The organism is Flavobacterium sp. LM4, from assembly GCF_002017935.1.
In the GTDB taxonomy this organism is placed as follows: Bacteria; Bacteroidota; Bacteroidia; order Flavobacteriales; family Flavobacteriaceae; genus Flavobacterium; species Flavobacterium chungangense.
In genome coordinates this window covers 3038377-3059579 of the sequence record NZ_MUFW01000001.1, presented here as the reverse complement: position 1 = coordinate 3059579, position 21203 = coordinate 3038377, and the positions used below count along the sequence as shown (strand labels likewise).

Sequence of the window (21203 nt, the reverse complement as noted above, 5' to 3'; positions counted from 1 at the left end):
CACCGCTGCATCAAGGTGTTCAACAGCATATTCAAAAAATGTACATCTTGTGTGTAGTTATTAAATCAAATAAATTTAATAATAACTTTAAGGTCACCAACAATGAACACAACAGTATCCATTCTCTTTTACATCAAGAGAGCAAAAGCCAACAATTTAGGAGTTTGTCCAATTTACACTAGAGTCACCGTCAACGCCAAACGATTTGAGTTTAGCACTAACAAATACATAAATCCTGATAAATGGTCGTCAGAAGGTACTAAAGCTAAGGGTTCAAATGAAGAAGCTAGGACAATCAATAGTCATCTTGATTATTTAAAAAATCAAGTTTTAGAAGCCGAGAAGAAACTTTTCAAGAAAGACATTAGTCTTAATTCAGAAAATCTAAAGAATGAATTATTTGGTTTATCAGAAACCAAAAGAATGCTCGTTCCTATTTTCCAAGACCACAACAACAAAATCAAAGAATTGGTGGGAAAAGAATACGCACCAGGAACACTAGAACGCTACACTACTTCTTTGAAGCATACCATTGAGTTTATGCAATGGAAATACAAGGTTTCAGATATTGATATTACGAAAATTGACCATGCTTTTATAACCGATTATGAATTCTGGTTACGAAGTGTTAGAAATTGTGCTAATAACACAGCGGTAAAATACATTAAGAATTTCAATAAGATTATCAAGATATGTCTGGCCAATGATTGGCTTGACAAAAACCCATTTGCAAACTACAAATCAAAAGTCAAAGAAGTGGAACGAGTTTATCTTACCGAAGCTGAAATCCAATCCATCATTGAAAAAGAATTTAAAACAGAAAGATTATCACTGGTGCGTGATATTTTCCTTTTCAGCTGCTTTACAGGTTTGGCATACATAGATGTCAAAAACTTAACAAAGTCTCATATAAGCTATGGAATTGATGGCGAGAAATGGATATTTACACACAGACAAAAAACCGAAAGTGCTTCTAAAATTCCAATTTTACCAGTAACCCAAATGATAATCGATAAATACGATAATCATCCACAAAGCAATAATCAAGAAAAACTACTTCCTATTCTTTCAAATCAAAAAATGAATGCCTATTTAAAGGAAATAGCTAGCGTTTGCGGTATTGAAAAAGAACTAACCTTCCACATTGCCCGACATACTTTTGCAACGACAGTAACACTCACAAATGGTGTTCCAATTGAATCCGTAAGTAAAATGTTAGGTCATAAAAACTTGCGAACTACGCAGCATTATGCAAAAGTTTTGGATAGAAAAGTAAGTGAGGATATGCAAATTTTGAAAGATAAATTTACTATGAATTCAAAAAATCAAAAAACGCAGGTTTCCTAATTGTGGGAACTTGCATTTTACATCATTTTTTATGTTCTATAATCAACCCATTTTCCGAAAAAGAAAATGTTCGCTCGTCAAAAATAGATTTCATTAGCAACCACACTTTGTCCACAATAGTATAGTTTAAATTACGATTGTCATCGTTTTCAGTTATTTGACCAGTAAATAGTATTTCGTCTAAATCTACTTTTTCTCCAGTTTGTTGATTTAATAACTTGCTACTTGGTATTTTATACCTTCCTGTTAACGGCTTAGACTTATCATTTATACGATTAATTTCCTTTCTAAAATCATTTACGTAATCATAAAAGGGAATCTGATTTCCGTTCTTAAGTATTCTTAAGTATAATGGTAAAGTCGAAATAATCAAATTCGTGTTTAATTTCAATTTTCCTATTGTCACCTATGTCAATACTTGTTATTTCTGGTCGCGTCCTATGTATCTTGATGTTCAAATCAAGAGTTGCAATATCAATTTGATGACTATTACCCAGCAAGTCTTTCTCTTCATATTCCCGAAGGTGCACTATACCTATATTCGTATGCTTTGCATATTGAATACCATCACGGGTGAAACCGCTTTTCGAAACAATAATTCCTTTACTGATTCCGGTATCTTCAAGTATCTGTACCAGCTTCATCACGACATCTTTGTTGACCTTTTCCTTCCGATATTTGCATTCAATTGCAGTTTCATAGGTATGGCTGCCTTCGGTATGCGATGTAATAACATCGACTTGGTGGCTTAGACCGGATTTACCTTTTACCTTACAAGAACTTCCATAACCCTTTATCGTAACTCCAGATTGCTTACCTAAAGTTTCATAAATATATTTTGTAATAGATTCGTAGGCTTTCCAATCTAAGGTATTTGTTACAGACATGGCAGTTTCTTTAAAAGGGATATTATTGACTTCAATTAAGTTACTTCAAAGATAAATATCATTTTGATAGGGTATAAAACAAAAAAAAGATGCCTCACAGCATCTTTTCCCAGTGGCATTAGATTAAATCTATAGTATTCCTCATTTAGCTCTCTTCCTCCAGACATCATTAGGACATCACTTTTTATGAAGATCTTACGCCTTAATAACTATGATATATAGCGGTTCCGTTCAACACGGGCTTCATTGTTCGTGCTTCGCACGCAACGAATCCCTTAGCTGTTGTGCGTTCGTTTTTTTATTCTTATTTAGTCAATTCTCGCACAAAGCCAAGTCGCTTCAAAAATGGGTTCATTTTTAGCGTATGCAATTCCAGATTGTTTTATTAACTTGTTACTTATCCTAATATTTTTAATGACATATTTAATTTCTTCGTTATAAGTCACTCCTTTTAAAAAAGTCACATTTTCCATACTTGCTAGTCCGAATAGTCCATCTGCAAGTCTAGCTTTTTTCACGCCTGCACCTCCACATTGAGCCATTGATTCGACTAAAATCATTCCTGGAATAAAATTAAATTCTGGAAAACTACCTGTTAACATATCGTTTGATTTGTCAAAACTTTTAATTCCGATAATTTCTTTTTCATTTGCGGTTATGATTTTATCTACAAATAAAAAAGGAAATCTATGTGGAATTAATTTTTCTATTTCTGTTTCCATTTTCTCTTCTGTTTTTTCTTTTTTTCTCAAATGACGCACAACTAGTATATAGATCTGACAAACATCAGTTTTATTAATTATCAAATATATTTATTTTTTCTTACAAACCATCCTGAATTGACAAGTTCATAAACAAAAAAAAGATGCCTCACAGCATCTCTTCCCAGTGGCATTAGATTAAATCTATAGTATTCCTCATTTAGCTCTCTTCCTCCAGACATCATTAGGACATCACTTTTTATTAAGATCTTACGCCTTAATAACTATGATATATAGCGATTCCGTTCAACACGGCTTCATTGTTCGTGCTACGCACGCAACGAATCCCTTAGCTGTCAGCGGTTCGGGCTTTTTATCAGTTTAATTTACGTTTTGCTCTTCTTCAAAATTGTCAAAATATGAAAAGTCTTTTTTTATAAGTCCATTTTCAATAGTGAAAATTGTACAGATTGGCAACTCGAATTTCGAATTGTCTGGTGCTGTTCCGCTTGAAATAAATTCAACAATAATGTGATTGTCACCTGATGGATATGTTTGAATAACTTTGTCTTTCACGTCTGGAAACATTTCGCTTAATCCTGTATATTTTTCAATAATTTGCTGTCTTGTCTGCTTTACAATACCTTGTCCTAATGTTGGGTCTTTAAATTCAGCAGTTTCTGTGTACATATTTGCCATTTTTGTCCATTCGTGATTATTGAAATGTTCAAAATATTGTTTTACTAATTTTTCATTTTCATTTGTTGTCATATTTTTTTGATTTTGATTGTTGCAAGAAATTAATGCAAAAGTTGCAAATAATAGTGTCAATAAATATTTCATTAGTTTTCTGTGTTAAATTGTTAAAATCTATTTTTCGTTTAGGTTATTAAATTCTCCGTGTCGTTTCATCCTGACCGCCAACTTGTATATGACCAAAACAAACCTTCCCTCATACACCTAAATATATCTAGATTGGCAAAGCTTTGTTTTCCTTTATTTTATAATCAAATATATTTATTTTTTCTTACAAACCATCCTGAATTGACAAGTTCATAAACAAAAAAAGATGCCTAAGCATCTCTATTTCTTCCTATTCCTCCAACTATCATTCCTCTTATACCCATTCTTATGCTCATAAATCTTCTCTCTCAAATATAGACCTAAAAACCAAGCAACAACAAAACCTAAAATTTCATACCATTCCATCCCTCAAAAATAGAATAGTAATGAAAGGTATAATAGTACAAAAAAGCAGTTACTCTCGATTTGACAAGTAGTAATACCGAATAGACAAGTATAAAAAAAGAGGCGAGATAGCCTCTTGAAATTCTCACTCTAAACTTTACAAAAACTCCATAATGACTGAATATCAGCGATTCCGTTCAACAGGAGTTTCATTGTTGGCTTTTAAAGCCCAACGAATCTCTAGCTATTAGCAGTAGCCTTTTCTTTTTCCTAATCTAACAAGTTTTTTATATTCTTTATCATCATAAATATTTGTTCGCGTACAAATATTTGTTGATAGAAAATTAACTTTTCCCCACCAAGAATATATATCATAACGAGAATATATGATGTATTTTTGTCCAACATTGAAACGATAACCACAATCTCCACCTCCAAAATCAGAATAAACTTTTATCGTATCATTTATGATTTTCCCTTTAATGCGATTTGTGACAAAAATTTTATATTCTATTTTACTCAAAAAATTTAACGAATCGATTTCAACTTTTGTTGAGTCCATTTTTATTTTCACTTTTTTGGAAGAAATTATAGTTCCCACAAAAACTGCATCAGCAGATTTAAGCGACGTTTTAATTTTTCTTTTTCCAATACATGAACAAGCAAAAGAAAAACTTGTAAAAAAAAGTATTGTTATTAATATAAATTTCTTCATTTATTAATTATGTTTTCAAGTTCCAATTTTCAAGGTTACTGCTAACTTGTTTATATGCTCAGTTTTATATTCAAAAACTGAGCAAAGTCAGTCTTTTTGTTTGTATAGGCTCAACTGTAGTTGAGGTTTATTTTTATAAATCATCAATCTGCGATTTTCTTTTTCTCATATTATTTCTCAATACGCGTATTGTCCAATTTCAGTTAACTTAATAGTAAAATTACTAAAATCCATCCGAATCATATTACCTTTGTAACATAAAATAGGTTTGTTACTGTGTTGCATTAAACATACAAAACCATTTCAACTATTCTTTTAGGTTTTCCGCATAGCAATAAAAAAAGATACCGGAGCATCTTTTCCCAGTGGTATTAGATTAAATTTATAATATTCCTCATTTGCTCTCTTCCTCCAGTAATCATTAGGATACCTATTTGTTATGAAAATCTCGAGCTTTTATAACTATAATATAGAGCGGTTCAGTTCAACACGAGTTTCATTGTTCGTGCTACGCACGCAACGAAACTCTTGCTGTTGTGCATTCGTTTTTATTTAAATTTAGGTTTTATCCTACTCCAAAAGGAATTATTATTTTGTTTCTGAATATCTTCTTGTACATCTTTGGTTAGGTCAAAAGTTATTGAAGAAACTCTTCCATCAATAAACTCAACTTTATCAGCAATTTCAGCACCAACATTTAAAAACTCTTGAGTAAGATTTTCTGATATTTCTCTCGCACCTTCCCAATCTTTGGAATCGAAAACTAAATCCCTACATTCTGAAAGGCTTATGTTAAATTTATTTTTTAGCAGTTTCATTGATTCAATGGGCGAGGCTCCTAAAACTTTTAAATCTGTTATAAAATCAGAAATTTTATAAAAATCAGGGTTAGTTTCTGTATTTATAAGTTTATTTTTCAGATAAACTTTAGCTATTTCTTCTGCTTTTTCTCTCGAGACTTTTCCTCCAATAAATCTTTGCTCATATTCATTTGAACTATCAATTTGCTCTTCATCTTCAGTAAACATATCATAAACACACCACCACCAATAATCTTCATCCATCCATTCAGCTCGAAGCATCAGGCCAGCCCATTTTGCGGTGCAATCATCATCCAAATCACCTTCCCAAATGATGGGTTGGTAAAAATCTCTATTTAATATGTTTGTTTTCATCGTTTTTGTAAAATGACGCACAACTAGTTTATATGTGTGACAAAGCAACCCAATTATGGGTGGATATGTGCGATTGCTAGCACACAACATTTATTATCAAATATATTTATTTTTCTTACAAACCATCCTGAATTGACAAGTTCATAAACAAAAAAAGATGCCTCAGCATCTCTATTTCTTCCTATTCCTCCAGCTATCATTATCATAGCTACTTTTATGAAAATCTTGAGCTTTTATAACTATAATATAGAGCGGTTCCGTTCAACACGGGTTTCATAGTTCGTGCTTCGCACGCAACGAATCCCTTAGCTGTTGGGCAACGGTTTTTTATTTATCAGCTATTATTTCGTTATAATCTTTGTACATTTCGTTAGTTCCGATATACTTTGCTCTAATAAAATTTGTACAATCTTTTTCAAATTCATTGCAAGAATCAAATAAAATAACGCTTCCATTTTCTTTTTGGTTTTGCTTCAATATTTTGTAAATTTCAACTCCGCCAATCGGGTCAACACCAACTAAATCTATAATTATATTTTTCGTAAAAGTCAATGTTTTGAATAATGACAGCATTCTTTTATAACTTCCCGCAATTGAATTAATTTTAGGTTTAAGCCATTCAATTTCATAAATTTTATTTTTATAAACTGAATTTTCATCACATCTTTTTAAATATCTACCAACTGTCAATGGAAACAAAACAGTAAAAAATGAGTTTTGCTTAAAATGTTCAACATACTTAATCTCTGAAGACATTTCAGTTAAAATTTCAATTAATTTTAAAGAGATTTTTTGAAATTCTACTCCGGGTGGAATTTCAATAATAATTTCACCTTCGTTTAAAATAAAAGAGGGAATTAGAAAATCATTAATAATTTGTTCTTTAAAGCTTAATAACATTTCAACTAATAGTTATTTATTTTCAGATGTTGTTCATTCGCTACGATAAACTGTTGCCCAACTTTATGGAACTACAGCGGGTTTGGGGTTAAATTAAGCCCTATTTTCGGATTTGCCAAATCATCCCAGATACAAAACCAACTTTACATTAAGCCAATTACCCCACCCGAGGCTGTAAGCCGAACGGACAAAGTAAATCCGTTGTACCTGTTAGCAGAAGTACTATTTTTCGCAGTTTTTACAGTGGTTATAGTCCACTTCTCCGTTATGGGCATCTTGCCATCCTTTTTCAATCATTGCAGCTCTACTATATTTATTGGGATGTGAATCAGTATCTTCTTCTGTTCCATAAGTCATAATGCATTTTGTGGCTGCAGATTTATTTGATCCGAGCTTTTGTAAAACATAACCACTCCAATAATCTGCATCTAACTCTGCCTTATGCGAATCTTCACCAAAAGAGGCAATATGATGTCCGACTTCATGGGCAATGATTGAAATTGCTGCCCATTTGGTTTTTGCTGATTTGTCAACATCGTTTAAAAATAAATGATCAGCAATTATCATTCTAACACCACCTCTTCCAATAGTTGCCATGCAATTATTTTCGTCTTTTGCAACATAAACTTGAATTTTGGCATCAAAGCCAGCAGCTTTTTGTATTTCATAAACTACATCAGCTATGCCTGTATCATCACCTCGTGATGATTTATGCGTAATGTATTGAAGTTCTTTCTCTTGATAGTAATAGCCATTTTCTAAACTAAATCCACAAAAAGGTCTTTTTATTGGTCTCAAAGAGGTTTTCACAGAGGTTAGCAATATGCAAATAAAAACTAAACAAAATATTCGCATAAATGAATGTAATTTGTTTTTCATACTAATTTGGATTAAAGCCAGCGGCGGTTCTTGGAATCGTTATTCTTACTGCTTTGTTTTCGTCGACTCCAGCGGTTAAGTCTTCTATTTCATCAGTATCAATTTGTTCCATTTCATCGCTTTTCTTTTTTGAAATAGGAGCTGGTTTATTTGCTGTGTTATCAGAGTTTCCACAATTGCTCATAATTTGAGCATATGTGTTATTAACATAAACACATTGATTATAATACCATTGATTCAGTGATTGTAACATTTGAAGACGACAATTTTGAACAATTGTTGGATGCACAAGTCTACCAAAACCATCATATGCTGGACATCTATTATTTGGAATAATTGTCCAATATTCGTTATTATAGGTATAATTTACTTGGTTGGCATAATTTTGAAGCCGTGCTACAGCTTCCCCACATGTAGATTGGGAATAACTTATATTTGCACTAATGATTAGCCCAAATAGAAAAAATCGGAATAAGTACATATCATTTCATTTATTTGTTAGTTGACTTCAAATATAATGATTTACAACTTACTGATGTATAGTATTTTAGTAAAAAATGTGATGAATTTTCTGTGTAAGTATTTCTGCTAACTAGTATATAAACAAAACTTCCTATATCCATCTTTATGTTGAGCAGATTGGCGAAGGTTTTTTTGTTTTTTTTTATACAAAATCAAACTTACAAAATAGATTCAATTATTCACTGGCTATTCTTGCATAACTATTGTCATAAAACAAAAAAAGACACCATCACAGCATCTACCTATTTCCTTTTCCTCCAGCTCCCATTATAACCTCTATCCCTCAATCGCTCATAAATCTTCCCTCTCAAATAAAGCCCTAAAAACCAAGCAACAACAAAACCTAAAATTTCATACCATTCCATCCCTCAAAAATAGAACAGAACTATTGGAGTGTTACTGTTCCTAAAGTAGTTACTCCCGATTTGACAAGTAGTAATCCCGAATAGACAAGTATAAAAAAAGAGGCGCAATAGCCTCTTGAAATTCTTATAACTCATTTATCGAAAAACCCATAGTTGCGGAATGGCAGTGCTTCCGTTCAAACATGGCTTAATTGTTCTTTAGCTGTTATCTGATAGCTTTCTTTCTGCAAATTCAGTACTACATGATTCACTCTTCAAATTTTAGATAAGGGTTAAGATTAATCATTTTCCAAACCTCATCATCTTCGTCATAATCAAAATAGACCCCAATCACATCATTTACCGAAGAGAAATCAATATCTGAACCACTAATATCTTCAATTACTTTAAAGTCAGGGCTTATTAAATATTGTTTTCCATTAATTATTTTGGCATCCAATCTGTTAGTAGTTTTATGCTTATCACCAAATATAAAATTGGATATTGGTTTTAGAACAATAGTTTCTCTTTTTGAGAACTTAGATAATAATACAAGCCATTGATAAGCTTCTGAAGATAATAAGTCTTGATATAGCTCCATATTTCTAATTAAATCATTCTTGTAGAACTTGATGCTTTTATCCCATAATTCATCATCATATAATCCACTAATTTCATTAGCGGAAGATCTTGACCTAATACCTGATTGATAAATTTTCACACTTACTAAATTCGGTAAACCAAGTTCAACTAAAATAGATAATTCCTCTATAGTTTCTGCTTCTTCAATAAGCTCTTTGTTTTTTAATTTTTTTGAAATACCATTTAAAACCCAGGGTAGACTATAAGAATAATATTTTGTAACAATACTTGTTGCTTGATCTAGTGGAGCGATTTCTGACAAAGGAATTGCCTTTAGCCATCTTTCTCTTATTTCATCTTGGTTTACACTTTCAATAAATTCATCAGATAAAACATTTATATCATTAATTTCATTTTCAATATTTTTTAATAGCTTGATTTTTGTATCAATATTTATCTCATTTGCTAAATGTTCTTGAATTATATTTATTAACAGTTCTAATTTGTCTTCAATTTGTAAGTCGCTATTTAGTGGTATTCCAGATTTGATTATTGAATTCCATTTTTCTCTGTTGTCACCTACTTTGGTTATTATTCCCTTTGTTCTGGCTTTTAAAAATTGAATTACTTCTTCTCCTGTAATTTCCTCAGATTGTTCAGCTTGAATATAAGCTAGTGATTTTCTAAAATAGTCATCAGTCCAATCGTAATTATTATCTGTACTATTTATACTGTGTAATGATAGTAATCCATCATCAATCCAGTCTAAAGAGTTGTTAATGGCTTCTGTATTTCCGTGTATTTCTGAAATATTATTATCTGCTATTAGTTCAATCAATTTTTCAAATGAAATATCGTTAGAGTTTGCAACAGATTTTAAAACCTTAATTAACTCTAAGCAGCCACTTTGAGCATTATCAATTTTAGCCTTATCGAAATAGTTAAATATCAAGTTTCGCTCCCATGTAATCTTTTTATTTGTTTTACCTACTGTATCTAGTGTTACTAAAATCTTGCCTTCGTGGTCTACAAATGCTCGACCTGCCCTTCCAGCAATGTTCCAGAAATCTCTCGACGTAATGGGATCACCAGCTTGATATAGTGTTGAAAATATTACTGTAGAAATTCCTAAATTAACACCTTGACCCAAAGTAGATGTCGCAATTATAACTCTAGGTTTTTCTTTATTCATTAGCCTTTCTAGTGGCAGTCTAACATCAGATAATAAATCACCATTATGACATAAAATTCCTTTTCTAGCAAAATATAACCATTCAGAGTCTTCTCCATAAGACTCAATACAGGCTAATTCAAATGCTTTCCAATCATTTTGATTTTTAAACACAAAATCGTTTTCCTCTATAAGACATTTGTCATACTCCCTTGCCATTGCAAAAACAGATACTTTCAAACCAACAAAAATTAGAACAGGTCCAAAGGTTCTTAGCTTATAAGCTGTGCTCGCTATAGCTTGATTTTTGTTTTCAGGAAAAAATCTTATTCTTCTCTGCCTGCCTTTTAAAGGTTGCTCTTGACTTACTATAAATCTCGGATTAAACGAATTTCTTTCCGTATCCGTACTCCTCCAATTAAGATCAACTGAGTTACCATTCCATTGAAGAACGCCCAGCCTTTCATCTGAGGGTCTCCAATTTTCTCTAAATACGTTTTCATTTGAGTTAGTGAGCCATTCTGCTAAATCTTCAGCATTAGGCAAAACTGCGGATAGAATTAAAAACCGCCCATTATTTTGCTTAATAAAATATCTTAATTCCTCGTAAAAAATTTCATTTACAATTAGACGTTTATCAGCCCCGAGCAAATGACCTTCATCAATAACAACAAGTTTTATTTGATTGAGAATTTCATTATTACCCCGAAGCATTGCTTTTGCTTTTTCAGGAGTTGCTATTATTACATCAGATTCATCTATTACTTTCTCATCTAGCTTACTAAATAAGCTTCCACCATATAGATGAGATACTGAAACTCCAATACTATGAAATATTTCGTCCAAAGAGTTTTCAATTTCGTAAGCCAATGACCTAAATGGAGCAATATATAATACTTTACTTCCTTCATTTTTCGTAATACATTCTAATATTGCAATTTCTGCAATTCTTGTTTTTCCGCTACTTGTGGGAATACTTACGACACACCCTGTATTTTCTTTATTTAATACTAGAGGCAATGAATTGCGCTGTGTTATGAATAATTCATAAATACCGCCATACTTTTTATATGTTAATGATTGAATATAATTACGTGGAAGTCCAACACTAATATCAAAATGTTTTTCAAGTGAATTCCACAATGAAGCTTGTGAAATACCATCTGTTATTATTATTAACAATCTGATAACCCACCAAATATCAGGTTCATTTTTGATTTCAGCTATCTCTTTTAAACTTTGAAGATTAGATTTTGCTAATTCTAAAAGATGTTTATCTCCTGTATAGAAGTATTTGATAAAATTATTTAAGGATCTTGCAATAATTATTTCATAGATGTTTTTACTAGATTCTAACTCATCATCATTTTTAGATAAATTTTCATCTAAATAAATGTCATCTACCATCATATTATTTATTATTTCTAGGAGCTGATGGTAATTTCGACCTAGAAATAATGAAACTATCTTTGAAATAACAGTATCATTTTCAATCTTCTTTATAAGAATAAATGCTTTTGAATATTGAAAACAGACGTAGTAAGATAAAGAAGAAATAAGTCCATAGTAATTACCTAATTTGGTATTTACTTCTGTTGACCCATGAACATTTTCTAATATTGAAGCCCCTTTTTCCAAAGGAAAAATGCCGTCTTTTGAGTGCTTGTTTTCAATAAATCTGCATCCTAGATTAAGATAATGAAATGCTAATAGATTTAACTTATCATCCCTAATTGTATATTTTGGAAAGTTATCAATACTTTCAGATGTATTGTAAAGAATATATCTGGCATTTGCTTGAGCAATTAGATTCTGAAGTGTTGAATCTTTTTCAATTTTATCTAATTTTTCTTGAATTTGATCTAACGTCATAAAGCAGCGGGATTAGCAATTAATTGGTTTGCTTTTTCAAAAACCAGATTTATGAAGCTTTCAGGGTTTTTAATACCTATTGAAATAAAAATTAGTTCAGGGTTATCATTATTTAAATTCTTCTCTACGAACCTTGAAGTATCTTCATTGCTTAATAACAGACCTGTGTAAATTAATTGTCCCTTGTCTTTTATATCTTGTACAATAAAATCATCGAGCTTTAGAGCTAGTTCAACATCACTTTTAGCTATTTCTTCAACCAAGAAAGAATATGAAAGTGGCATTTTCTCTTTTTCTAATGAATTGGAAACGTCATCAACAACTTTTTTTGAAGGAATTTTTCTGAATTTTGATTCTCCAAGATAAATTTTTAAATCATTCCCGTTTACTTGCTCAAATAGATCAACCATTAATGTGTCATCTCCTTTTATGGCTTGGTCTACATTAGGATTGTATTTTAGTTTAAACACTTTAATTAAATCACGATTTAATGTGCTTTGAATGTATTCGGTTAATAAAATTTCGGTTGCATTTCCTTTTTTTACTTTATCTGCAATTGGAAGTTTTCTGTTTTGTTCAGCGTATTTTTCAAAACCCAATTCTGTATATTTTTTCTTAAGTTGCTGCAGCCTAAAGTTTGAATAGTGATGACTTATTAATTTATTAGCCATCCATAAAATAAAATCTTCATTTCCTTCATCATTCCTCTCAGTTAGTTCTCTGTGACACTTAGATGCTGTAACAGCTATATCATTAACCTTTAACCAAGCTCCTAATGGGTGATCTATGTTTGGATGGTTTCCAATTAAATTAATTTGTTTAGTCATTTTGATATTTTCAGAGCATTGTCTATAATACACATTTTTTATATTCTTGAATTCTCAGATTTTGGGCTAAGCTTGCTTGTAACTAATATATAGCTCTACTTTTATCATACCTATCACTCCAATTTTAGATGGACAGCTATGCCAGAGGTCAAACTATATTACTTATCAAATATATTTATTTTTTCTTACAAATCATCCTGAATTGAGAAGCCAGTATATAAAAAAAGATGCCAAAGCATCTTTTATAAATCATTATTTTTTTCTGAACTATTCGTAGAGTCCAATTCGTGATAATATGTTTCAAAATCGAAATCTATATTAAATAGTTCTCTGGGATGCACTCGAAGACCTTTGGCTAGTTCTATAAGACTTGAAAGTTGACAATCAATCTTATTATTGGCAATATTACTAATCTTACCACTATGAATTTCACATTTAGCAGCAATCTTTGCATAAGCAGTTTCACCTTTTAAAGATTTTACCTTTTGTGCAATCAATTCTTTAATTTCTTTTGTCTTATTTTCATTCTTCATTACCATCTTTTAGTGCAATTTGAATAAAAATCAAAAAATATTCATTACCGAATTCGGTAATGATAATTAAATAATTATCTTTGCTTTAAGATTACATTGAAAATTGTAATTTTGCGATTCTTCAAATAAAACATTGAAGCATTCGCTTTGAATCTCGTATCAGAAAACTGGTAATTTTATAGGAACGAGAAGATAAGTACGATGCTCACGTCCTATGGCGTGGGCTCACTTATTGTTCCCCGGTATACCAGTACCTCTGATGCAATAAGCTGAGTTCCATGCCTTTTTTTATGCTCCAAACTCTCTCAGTATTCTTAGCATTGCTCCACTTACAAAGTATCGCAACCAACAAAAGGAATTAGTTGGAAAATACACTGTCCGCCCTAGGCTGCAACTAGCAAAGACAGTGTAAATTCCTGTTTAGTAAAAACCACTAAAACAAAATGCCTATGCAATAAAAAAATCACTGTTCGATCTTCAACTTTCGACTTTCAACTTTCGACTAAAAAAAAGCCCTCTAGCCTGCGACCAAACATACTAGAGAGCCAGAACTAACAAAACCAAAGTTTCATTAAAACCATTTCAAAAGTATGAATAATTATTCATTTGTAAAGAGTTGGGCAGTATCCCCTTTGCCCAAAATCATCAGCATCCTATCCCTGTTAGCCATAACAGCCGGTCATGCCCAAACCACTACCGTCAAAGGAACGGTAACAGATCCTAACGGAACCATGCTAGGCGTCACCGTACTAGTAAAAGGAACTAACACAGGAACACTAACCAACGAAACAGGACAGTATCAAATAACAGCTAAACCCACAGATACCCTCGTTTTTTCCTATATGGGCTACAAAACAATCGAGAGACCCATTGCCAGTCAAACAACAATAAACCTCAGCCTCCAGGAAGACGCCACCACCTTACAAGAAGTAATACTAAATGCAGGCTACTATTCCGTCAAAGAAAAAGAACGAACAGGAAGCATTGCAAAAATCACGGCTAAGGATATCGAAACCCAACCCATCGCCAATGTACTCGCCACCATGCAAGGAAGAATGACAGGTGTCAGTATTACACAAGAAACAGGATCAGCAGGTGGAGGCTTCAACATCAGAATCCGCGGTACAAATAGTATAAGAACAGAAGGAAACGAACCCTTATACATCGTTAACGGCATGCCTTATGCCTCTCAATCATTAGGAAGCACCAACCTTATTTCAGGTATTCTACCCAATGCAAACAATCCGCTAAACAATATTAACCCTGCCGATATAGAAAGCATAGAAGTCCTTAAAGATGCCGATGCAACAGCCATTTATGGCTCCAGAGGGGCTAATGGTGTAGTACTAATTACAACCAAAAAAGGAAAACAAGGCAAAACACAATTTGCAGCTCAGGCCTCTACTTCCATTGGATCAATTACGCGCAAATTAGATTTACTGAATACAAGCCAATACTTGGCAATGCGAAAAGAAGCTTTTGCTAATGATGGCATGGAAACAATCCCGGAAAGTGCCTATGATAGCAACGGAACTTGGGACGAAAACCGATATACAGATTGGCAAAAAAAACTCATAGGCGGAACGGCAATCATTACTAATTATCAAGGAACAATTTCAGGAGGCAGCAGTCAAACCCAATATTTAATAAGTGGAACTATTAGAAAGGAAACTACAGTTTATCCTGGAGAAAATAAGTATAAAAGAGGTGTAGTGAATGCTTCAATTAATCACACATCAGAAAACAATAAATTCAACCTGCAGTTTTCATCCAACTACAGTGCTGACAAAAACACCTTGCCAGGAGTTGATTTAACAAAATATGCCTATACACTAGCTCCAAACGCACCGGAGCTTTACCAAGAGGATGGTGCTTTAAATTGGGAAAATGGAACGTTCGACAATCCGCTCGGATTTCTAAATGGTAAGTATCAAACCAATACAAACAACCTCATTTCTAACCTTCAAATAAGCTACAAACTATTGCCTGGTCTGGAACTAAAATCAAATTTCGGTTATACAGATACAAGAATGGTCGAAGTGAGAACAATACCAACAACAGTGTACAATCCCTTCGATGTCATTACAAATGATATGGCAACATTATACCTCAACAATAGCAACAGGCAATCATGGATTATGGAACCTCAGCTAAACTGGAATAAGGAATGGAATAAGATAAAAGTTAACGTACTGTTGGGCACAACATTCCAAAACAATCTATCGCAGCAATTAGTACAATCAGGATCAGGCTTTACCAGTAATGCACTAATCAACAATATGGCGGCAGCGGCTGATCGTTCCATTCTTAACCATCAGGAAATTGTATATAAATACAATGCCTTTTTCGGAAGAATGAATTTGAATTGGGAAGATAAGTACATACTGAACCTGACTGGGAGAAGGGATGGCTCAAGTCGTTTCGGTCCCGGAAATCGTTTTGCAAATTTTGGGGCTATGGGTGCTGCATGGATTTTTTCTAACGAAGCCATGTTTAAAAATCAGGATTATATAGTGAGTTTTGGAAAAATTAGGGCAAGTATTGGAACATCAGGCAATGATCAGATTGGCGATTATCAGTTTTTAGACACCTATAATGTCACATCAAACAACTACCAAGGAATTATTGGATTAGAACCCGCGAGGCTCTTCAATCCAGATTTTGGTTGGGAAACAAACAAAAAGATAGAAGTGGCAATAGAATTGGGTTTATGGAACGACAATGTTTTTCTAACCACCGCCTATTTTTCCAATCGTTCCTCCAATCAGTTGGTAGGTGTGCCACTTCCGGCAACCACTGGTTTCCCTTCCATTCAGGAAAATTTTGATGCCACAGTTCAAAATACAGGTTTAGAAATAGACATACGCACGGTAAACCTAAAAGGCAGCAATTTTAAATGGGTAACAACCTTAAACTTTACCCAACCAAAAAATGAATTGATTGAATTCAAAAACTTGGAAGCCTCAACCTACGCAAACGCTTTGGTTATAGGTCAGCCGTTAAACATCATTAAGCTCTATAATCTGACAGGCATCAACCCTGAAACAGGGGTTTATGAATTTCAGGATGTGGATAACGATGGGCAAATTGCAGCACCAAATGACCGTCAGGTCATAGGTAATTTAAATCCCGATTGGTTCGGTGGTCTGGGAAACCAAATAAATTACAAAAATTGGGAATTGGATGTTCTTTTTCAATTTGTAAAACAGCAAGGTAGAAATTTCAGCTATTTCTTTCCTGTTCCCGGTAGCTTTTCAAATCAGCCAGTTGAAATTTTACATCATGGGGCAGAAAATGGAGCAACGGCTGCTTCACAGCTGTATACATCAGGTACCAATCCTGATGCTGTTCAAGCCTTTTCCAGGTATACGGATAGTAATGCCAGTCTTAGTGATGCTTCTTTTGTTAGGCTAAAAAGCATTAGCCTTTCATACAACTTGTCATCTAACTGGACAAGATCATTTTCAGGACGAATATACCTCCAAGGTCAAAACCTATTGACTTTTACCAAATACAGAGGTGCAGATCCTGAAAATCAAACCTCTGGTTATTTACCTCCTTTGAGACAATGGACCATTGGCTTACAATTCAATTTATAAACTAAAATAAGAAAATATGATAACAAATTATAAAAAAGCTATTGCAACAGGAATTGCAATTTTTAGTTTAATCAGTTGCGAAAATTTTATTGAAGTTGAGGTACCACAGTCGCAATTAACGGGGCAAGCCGTATTTGAAGATGCTGCTACAGCTACAGCAGCTTTATCTAACGTATATGCAAGACTTAGAGAGGAAGGTATGGTAACAGGGACAGCATTTGGATTAGCTAACATAATGGGGAACTATGCCGACGAACTAACTTTATACGGCAACAACACTACCCTACAAAGTATTTACAACCATACAATTGTACCTGGTAACTCCTACATAGCTACGCTTTGGAATACAAGTTATGGGCAATTGTACGCAATAAATGCCATAATTGAAGGGGTGGAAAATACCAGCAATATCAGCACAGCAGATAAAAACAAACTCAAGGGTGAAGCTTTATTTCTTAGAGCGTACATCCATTTTTATTTGGTGAATTGCTTTGGTGAAATCCCATACATTACAACTACAAATTATGTGCACAATACCACCGTTACTAAAAATACAATAAATGAAATAAACCAAAACATGGTAAGCGATTTAACGGATGCCGAAGCACTACTGCAAGAAGACTACCCTACAAATGAGCGGGTACGAGCAAACAAATTTGTAGTAAAAGCAATGTTAGCAAGACTCCATCTATATCTGGAGAATTGGGAACAAGCAGAAACCTATGCAACAGCAGTGATAAGCAATACAGCCTACAATTGGGAACTAAACATTCAAAAGGTATTCTTGAAAGAAAATCCGGGAATTATCTGGGCTTTACATCCAGGGATAGCAGGTTTAAACACCAAAGAAGCAAGAACCTTTATTTTTTCATCTGGCCCACCCATTAAACAAGCTCTATCATTGGATATGATGAATGCTTTTGAGCCAAATGATAAAAGAAAGCAATATTGGACGAGAACAATAACCAATGGTAGTCAGTCTTGGTATCATGCATACAAGTACAAAAAAACGTTAAACACAGGAACTTCCGAAGAGTATTCGATTCTTTTCCGTTTAGCAGAACAGTATCTAATCAGAGCAGAAGCAAGAGCTGAATTAAACAATCCTACCCAAGCTTTAGAAGACTTAAATAAAGTGAGAACTAGAGCAGCTTTACCAGAGAGCACTGCTACAACTAAAGCAGCAATTCTGGAAGCTGTTATGCAAGAAAGAAAAGTAGAACTATTTACCGAGCAAGGGCACAGATGGTTTGATCTAAAAAGAACAGCAAGGGCAGAAAATGTATTAAGCGCCCTAAAACCCAATTGGCAAAACACACAGTTGTTATTGCCTATTCCCGAAGCAGAACTACTACTAAACACCAATCTTTTACCACAAAATACAGGATATTAAATGAACAGTCAACTAGTAAAAAGGAGTATCATCATTAGTATCATCTGCTTGACGTATCAGTTTTCCTTTGGACAAAACCAAAAGAAAAAACTAACGCAAAAAGACTATGATAGTTGGTGCCTATTGGAAGATGAAAATATAGCTCCCAATGGGAAATGGCTAAGCTTTAAGTTAAAGTACAATAACGGAAAGGATACCTTAGTTTTAAAAACAGTAAAAAACAACAAAGCTTTCAATTTCCCAAATGCTTCAAATGGACAGTTTAGTTCCGATAGCAAATGGTTTACCTATAGTACCCATCAAAAAAAGCTCATACTTTTAAATTTGGAAAAAAATAGTCAACTTGAATTTGATGAGGTCAAAAAATATCAAATAGATCAAGGATCAAATAGTATTGGAGTGCTCTCTAATAGAGACACACTAGTCGTTATCAATCTAAAAAAACAGAAGACCATTGTAATACCAAAAGTCAAAGAATTTGAATTTAGTTCCAATGGCAATCTTGCGATTGCTAAAGATACATCGGTAGTAGTAGGCACTACCGATAATCCATTTGCTCAAATCCCTATTGCAAACAGCAAACAAGGCTTTAAAAATTTAGTTTGGAATAATAACAACGGATTTGCATTTTTTGAAAATCAAGAAAAAGAAGAAAATACCAATCAAAATCATGCTATTGGCTATTACAATTTGATAAACAAAAAATATTACCATTTAAATTCCAATGATTTTCCAGAATTAAATCAAAAAAGTATTGTGAAACCTTTTGGTCAAAAAGGCATAGTAATAGAGCCCAATGACAACAAAGTAATTTTCTACATAAACAACAGAGAAAAAGCTAAAATCGAACCCAGGAAAATGGAGGTTTGGGAATACAATTCCCCGTTAGAATATCCGTCTCAAGAAGTAAAAGGAAATTTTGAAAACACAGCCAAAATGGCCATTTGGTGGCCTATTACAAACGAATTAAAAATAATAGGTACCAATCAAAGACCCAATACAATTATATGCCCCCTTAGCAACTACGTCTTGTCATTTAATCCCTTAGACTATGAACCACAATTTGAACTAGCAGCTCCTGTCGATTTATATTTAACCAACCTAAAAACAAATAAAACGATACTGCTACTCGAAAAGCAAAGCCAAAAAGCGCAAACAATGGGAGCCTCAGCAAACGGAAACTATTTCTATTATTATCGAGATAAAAACTGGTGGATTTATGACCTTAAAAGAGAAACGCATACTAATATAACCAAAGATTTACCTTTTCCAGTGGAAAATTTCAAACAAGACGAACCCGGACCCAAATATGGCTTTGGGTGTGGAGCTTGGTCTTCAGATAATCAATACATTTTCATTTATGATGAATATGATATTTGGATGATAGCAGCAGATGGTAAAACAAAAAAAAGGATCACCAATGGAAGAGAAACACTAACTCAGTTTAGAATAGAAGAAGAACTTTATGTAAACAGAGGGCATCGCGGTAGTATCGAATTTCTAAGCACGACAGTTAACAAAAAAGCCGGAATAATTTGCACTGCAATTGACCAAAATAAAAATTGGGGATACTACATTTGGAAGGAAAAACAAGGCTTGATAAAAATCCACTTAGAAAATTCGAAAGCAAGCAGAATGAAAATCGCAAGCAATAGTCAGGACATGATTTGGATAGAAGAAGAGGTAACGAGACCCCCAAGGATATTATTTACAACGCCAAAAGAAGCCCAACCCAAAATAGTCTATCAGTCTAACAAACAATATACAAAGTACGAATCCAGAACAGCAGAATTAATGAAGTACACAAATTCAAAAGGAGATACATTAAATGCTATTTTATACTATCCTGTTGGATATAAGAAAGAAAAAAAATACCCTATGATAGTGTACATTTATGAAAAACTTTCACAAAGGCTTCATCAATATGATAATCCAACCCTCTATGATAGAGCTGGATTTGCTGTGGCAAATTATAATTATGATGCGTATTTTGTTTTGTTGCCTGACATCATCTATGAAATTGGAAATCCGGGAATTTCAGCAAAAGATTGTGTAGAAAGCGCAGTGAATGAAGCTATAAAAACGGAAAAAATAGATCCTAATCGAATGGGAATTTACGGTCATTCTTTCGGAGGATATCAAGTTGCATCAATCATAACACAAACTGATATTTTTAAAGCAGCAGTAGTAGGTTCAGGAGTTACCGATTTAACAAATCTGTATTTGCAAATGAACTGGAATTTCAATAGAACCCAAGCTTGGAGGTTTGAATCACAACAAATGCGCATGGGATCAAATCCTCTTGAAAATTTTGAAGGTTATAAAAACAATTCGCCTATTGCTAATGCTGCCAAAATCAATACACCAGTATTAATATGGACAGGCAAAGAGGATTATAATGTGGATTGGAATCAAAGCATCTACCTCCACATGGCACTCAGAAGATTAAAAAAGGAAAATAAATTACTTCTTTTCCCCAACGAAGGACACACGATTAATACTAAGGAAAACCAAGTACTGCTGACCAAAGAAATAAAAAATTGGTTTGATGAACACTTAAAATAATAA

General features: G+C 33.3%; 15 protein-coding genes. 4 read left to right on the top strand and 11 right to left on the bottom strand.

Translation table 11 applies throughout. The annotated features are described in order from the left end of the window. Positions 1-102: 102 nt before the first annotated feature. Complete coding sequence (locus BXU10_RS13390; protein ID WP_078227740.1) at positions 103-1347, top strand: site-specific integrase; 1245 nt, start codon at positions 103-105, stop codon at positions 1345-1347. Between the two features lie 332 nt (positions 1348-1679). Here BXU10_RS13390 and BXU10_RS13380 read toward each other — a convergent pair whose 3' ends face one another. The 11 genes from BXU10_RS13380 to BXU10_RS13330 form a co-directional block, all read right to left on the bottom strand. After that, positions 1680-2234: a restriction endonuclease gene (locus BXU10_RS13380; RefSeq protein ID WP_078227738.1), complete on the bottom strand. Its 555-nt coding sequence runs from the start codon at positions 2232-2234 to the stop codon at positions 1680-1682. A gap of 308 nt (positions 2235-2542) precedes the next feature. Next, complete coding sequence (locus tag BXU10_RS13375) at positions 2543-3040, bottom strand: 3-hydroxyacyl-ACP dehydratase FabZ family protein (protein WP_223255439.1); 498 nt, start codon at positions 3038-3040, stop codon at positions 2543-2545. A 276-nt stretch (positions 3041-3316) separates the two neighbouring features. Then, positions 3317-3706, bottom strand: coding sequence for a nuclear transport factor 2 family protein (locus tag BXU10_RS13370; protein WP_078227995.1), 390 nt, complete (start codon positions 3704-3706; stop codon positions 3317-3319). Positions 3707-4370: 664 nt separating this feature from the next. Continuing rightward, positions 4371-4838: a hypothetical protein gene (locus BXU10_RS13365; RefSeq protein WP_078227737.1), complete on the bottom strand. Its 468-nt coding sequence runs from the start codon at positions 4836-4838 to the stop codon at positions 4371-4373. 548 nt (positions 4839-5386) lie between these two features. Next, on the bottom strand, positions 5387-6013 hold the full coding sequence (locus BXU10_RS13360) for a hypothetical protein (RefSeq protein WP_078227736.1): 627 nt from the start codon (positions 6011-6013) through the stop codon (positions 5387-5389). Positions 6014-6340: 327 nt separating this feature from the next. After that, positions 6341-6913 (bottom strand): hypothetical protein, encoded by a 573-nt coding sequence (locus BXU10_RS13355; protein ID WP_078227735.1) that lies wholly within the window; start codon positions 6911-6913, stop codon positions 6341-6343. 222 nt (positions 6914-7135) lie between these two features. Beyond that, on the bottom strand, positions 7136-7723 hold the full coding sequence (locus BXU10_RS13350) for a hypothetical protein (protein WP_078227734.1): 588 nt from the start codon (positions 7721-7723) through the stop codon (positions 7136-7138). A gap of 70 nt (positions 7724-7793) precedes the next feature. Then, positions 7794-8045, bottom strand: coding sequence for a hypothetical protein (locus BXU10_RS24810; RefSeq protein ID WP_123921998.1), 252 nt, complete (start codon positions 8043-8045; stop codon positions 7794-7796). 881 nt (positions 8046-8926) lie between these two features. Further along, positions 8927-12283, bottom strand: coding sequence for a DEAD/DEAH box helicase (locus BXU10_RS13340; protein WP_078227732.1), 3357 nt, complete (start codon positions 12281-12283; stop codon positions 8927-8929). Beyond that, positions 12280-13110 (bottom strand): Hachiman antiphage defense system protein HamA, encoded by an 831-nt coding sequence (locus BXU10_RS13335; protein WP_078227731.1) that lies wholly within the window; start codon positions 13108-13110, stop codon positions 12280-12282. The genes BXU10_RS13340 and BXU10_RS13335 overlap by 4 nt, the downstream gene beginning before the upstream one ends. Positions 13111-13352: 242 nt before the next feature. Then, the gene (locus BXU10_RS13330; protein ID WP_123921997.1) at positions 13353-13643 is read right to left on the bottom strand and encodes a helix-turn-helix transcriptional regulator; all 291 of its coding nucleotides are present in this window, start codon (positions 13641-13643) and stop codon (positions 13353-13355) included. A 590-nt stretch (positions 13644-14233) separates the two neighbouring features. Here BXU10_RS13330 and BXU10_RS13325 point away from each other — a divergent pair. From BXU10_RS13325 to BXU10_RS13315, 3 genes are read left to right on the top strand one after another with little or no spacing between them, the layout of a single operon-like run. After that, the gene (locus BXU10_RS13325; protein WP_078227729.1) at positions 14234-17242 is read left to right on the top strand and encodes a SusC/RagA family TonB-linked outer membrane protein; all 3009 of its coding nucleotides are present in this window, start codon (positions 14234-14236) and stop codon (positions 17240-17242) included. Positions 17243-17258: 16 nt separating this feature from the next. Continuing rightward, positions 17259-18635, top strand: a complete 1377-nt coding sequence (locus tag BXU10_RS13320) for a RagB/SusD family nutrient uptake outer membrane protein (protein ID WP_078227728.1) — start codon at positions 17259-17261, stop codon at positions 18633-18635. Continuing rightward, entirely contained in the window at positions 18636-21200 is a 2565-nt protein-coding gene (locus BXU10_RS13315; protein WP_078227727.1) for a S9 family peptidase, read from the top strand. The last annotated feature ends 3 nt before the right edge of the window (positions 21201-21203 follow it).

Coding starts and splice junctions, on each gene's coding strand:
- BXU10_RS13390 (WP_078227740.1), top strand. CDS start 103: ATGAACACAACAGTATCCATTCTCTTTTACATCAAGAGAGCAAAAGCC.
- BXU10_RS13380 (WP_078227738.1), bottom strand. CDS start 2,234: ATGTCTGTAACAAATACCTTAGATTGGAAAGCCTACGAATCTATTACA.
- BXU10_RS13370 (WP_078227995.1), bottom strand. CDS start 3,706: ATGACAACAAATGAAAATGAAAAATTAGTAAAACAATATTTTGAACAT.
- BXU10_RS13365 (WP_078227737.1), bottom strand. CDS start 4,838: ATGAAGAAATTTATATTAATAACAATACTTTTTTTTACAAGTTTTTCT.
- BXU10_RS13360 (WP_078227736.1), bottom strand. CDS start 6,013: ATGAAAACAAACATATTAAATAGAGATTTTTACCAACCCATCATTTGG.
- BXU10_RS13355 (WP_078227735.1), bottom strand. CDS start 6,913: ATGTTATTAAGCTTTAAAGAACAAATTATTAATGATTTTCTAATTCCC.
- BXU10_RS24810 (WP_123921998.1), bottom strand. CDS start 8,045: ATGTTACAATCACTGAATCAATGGTATTATAATCAATGTGTTTATGTT.
- BXU10_RS13340 (WP_078227732.1), bottom strand. CDS start 12,283: ATGACGTTAGATCAAATTCAAGAAAAATTAGATAAAATTGAAAAAGAT.
- BXU10_RS13335 (WP_078227731.1), bottom strand. CDS start 13,110: ATGACTAAACAAATTAATTTAATTGGAAACCATCCAAACATAGATCAC.
- BXU10_RS13330 (WP_123921997.1), bottom strand. CDS start 13,643: ATGAAGAATGAAAATAAGACAAAAGAAATTAAAGAATTGATTGCACAA.
- BXU10_RS13325 (WP_078227729.1), top strand. CDS start 14,234: ATGAATAATTATTCATTTGTAAAGAGTTGGGCAGTATCCCCTTTGCCC.
- BXU10_RS13320 (WP_078227728.1), top strand. CDS start 17,259: ATGATAACAAATTATAAAAAAGCTATTGCAACAGGAATTGCAATTTTT.
- BXU10_RS13315 (WP_078227727.1), top strand. CDS start 18,636: ATGAACAGTCAACTAGTAAAAAGGAGTATCATCATTAGTATCATCTGC.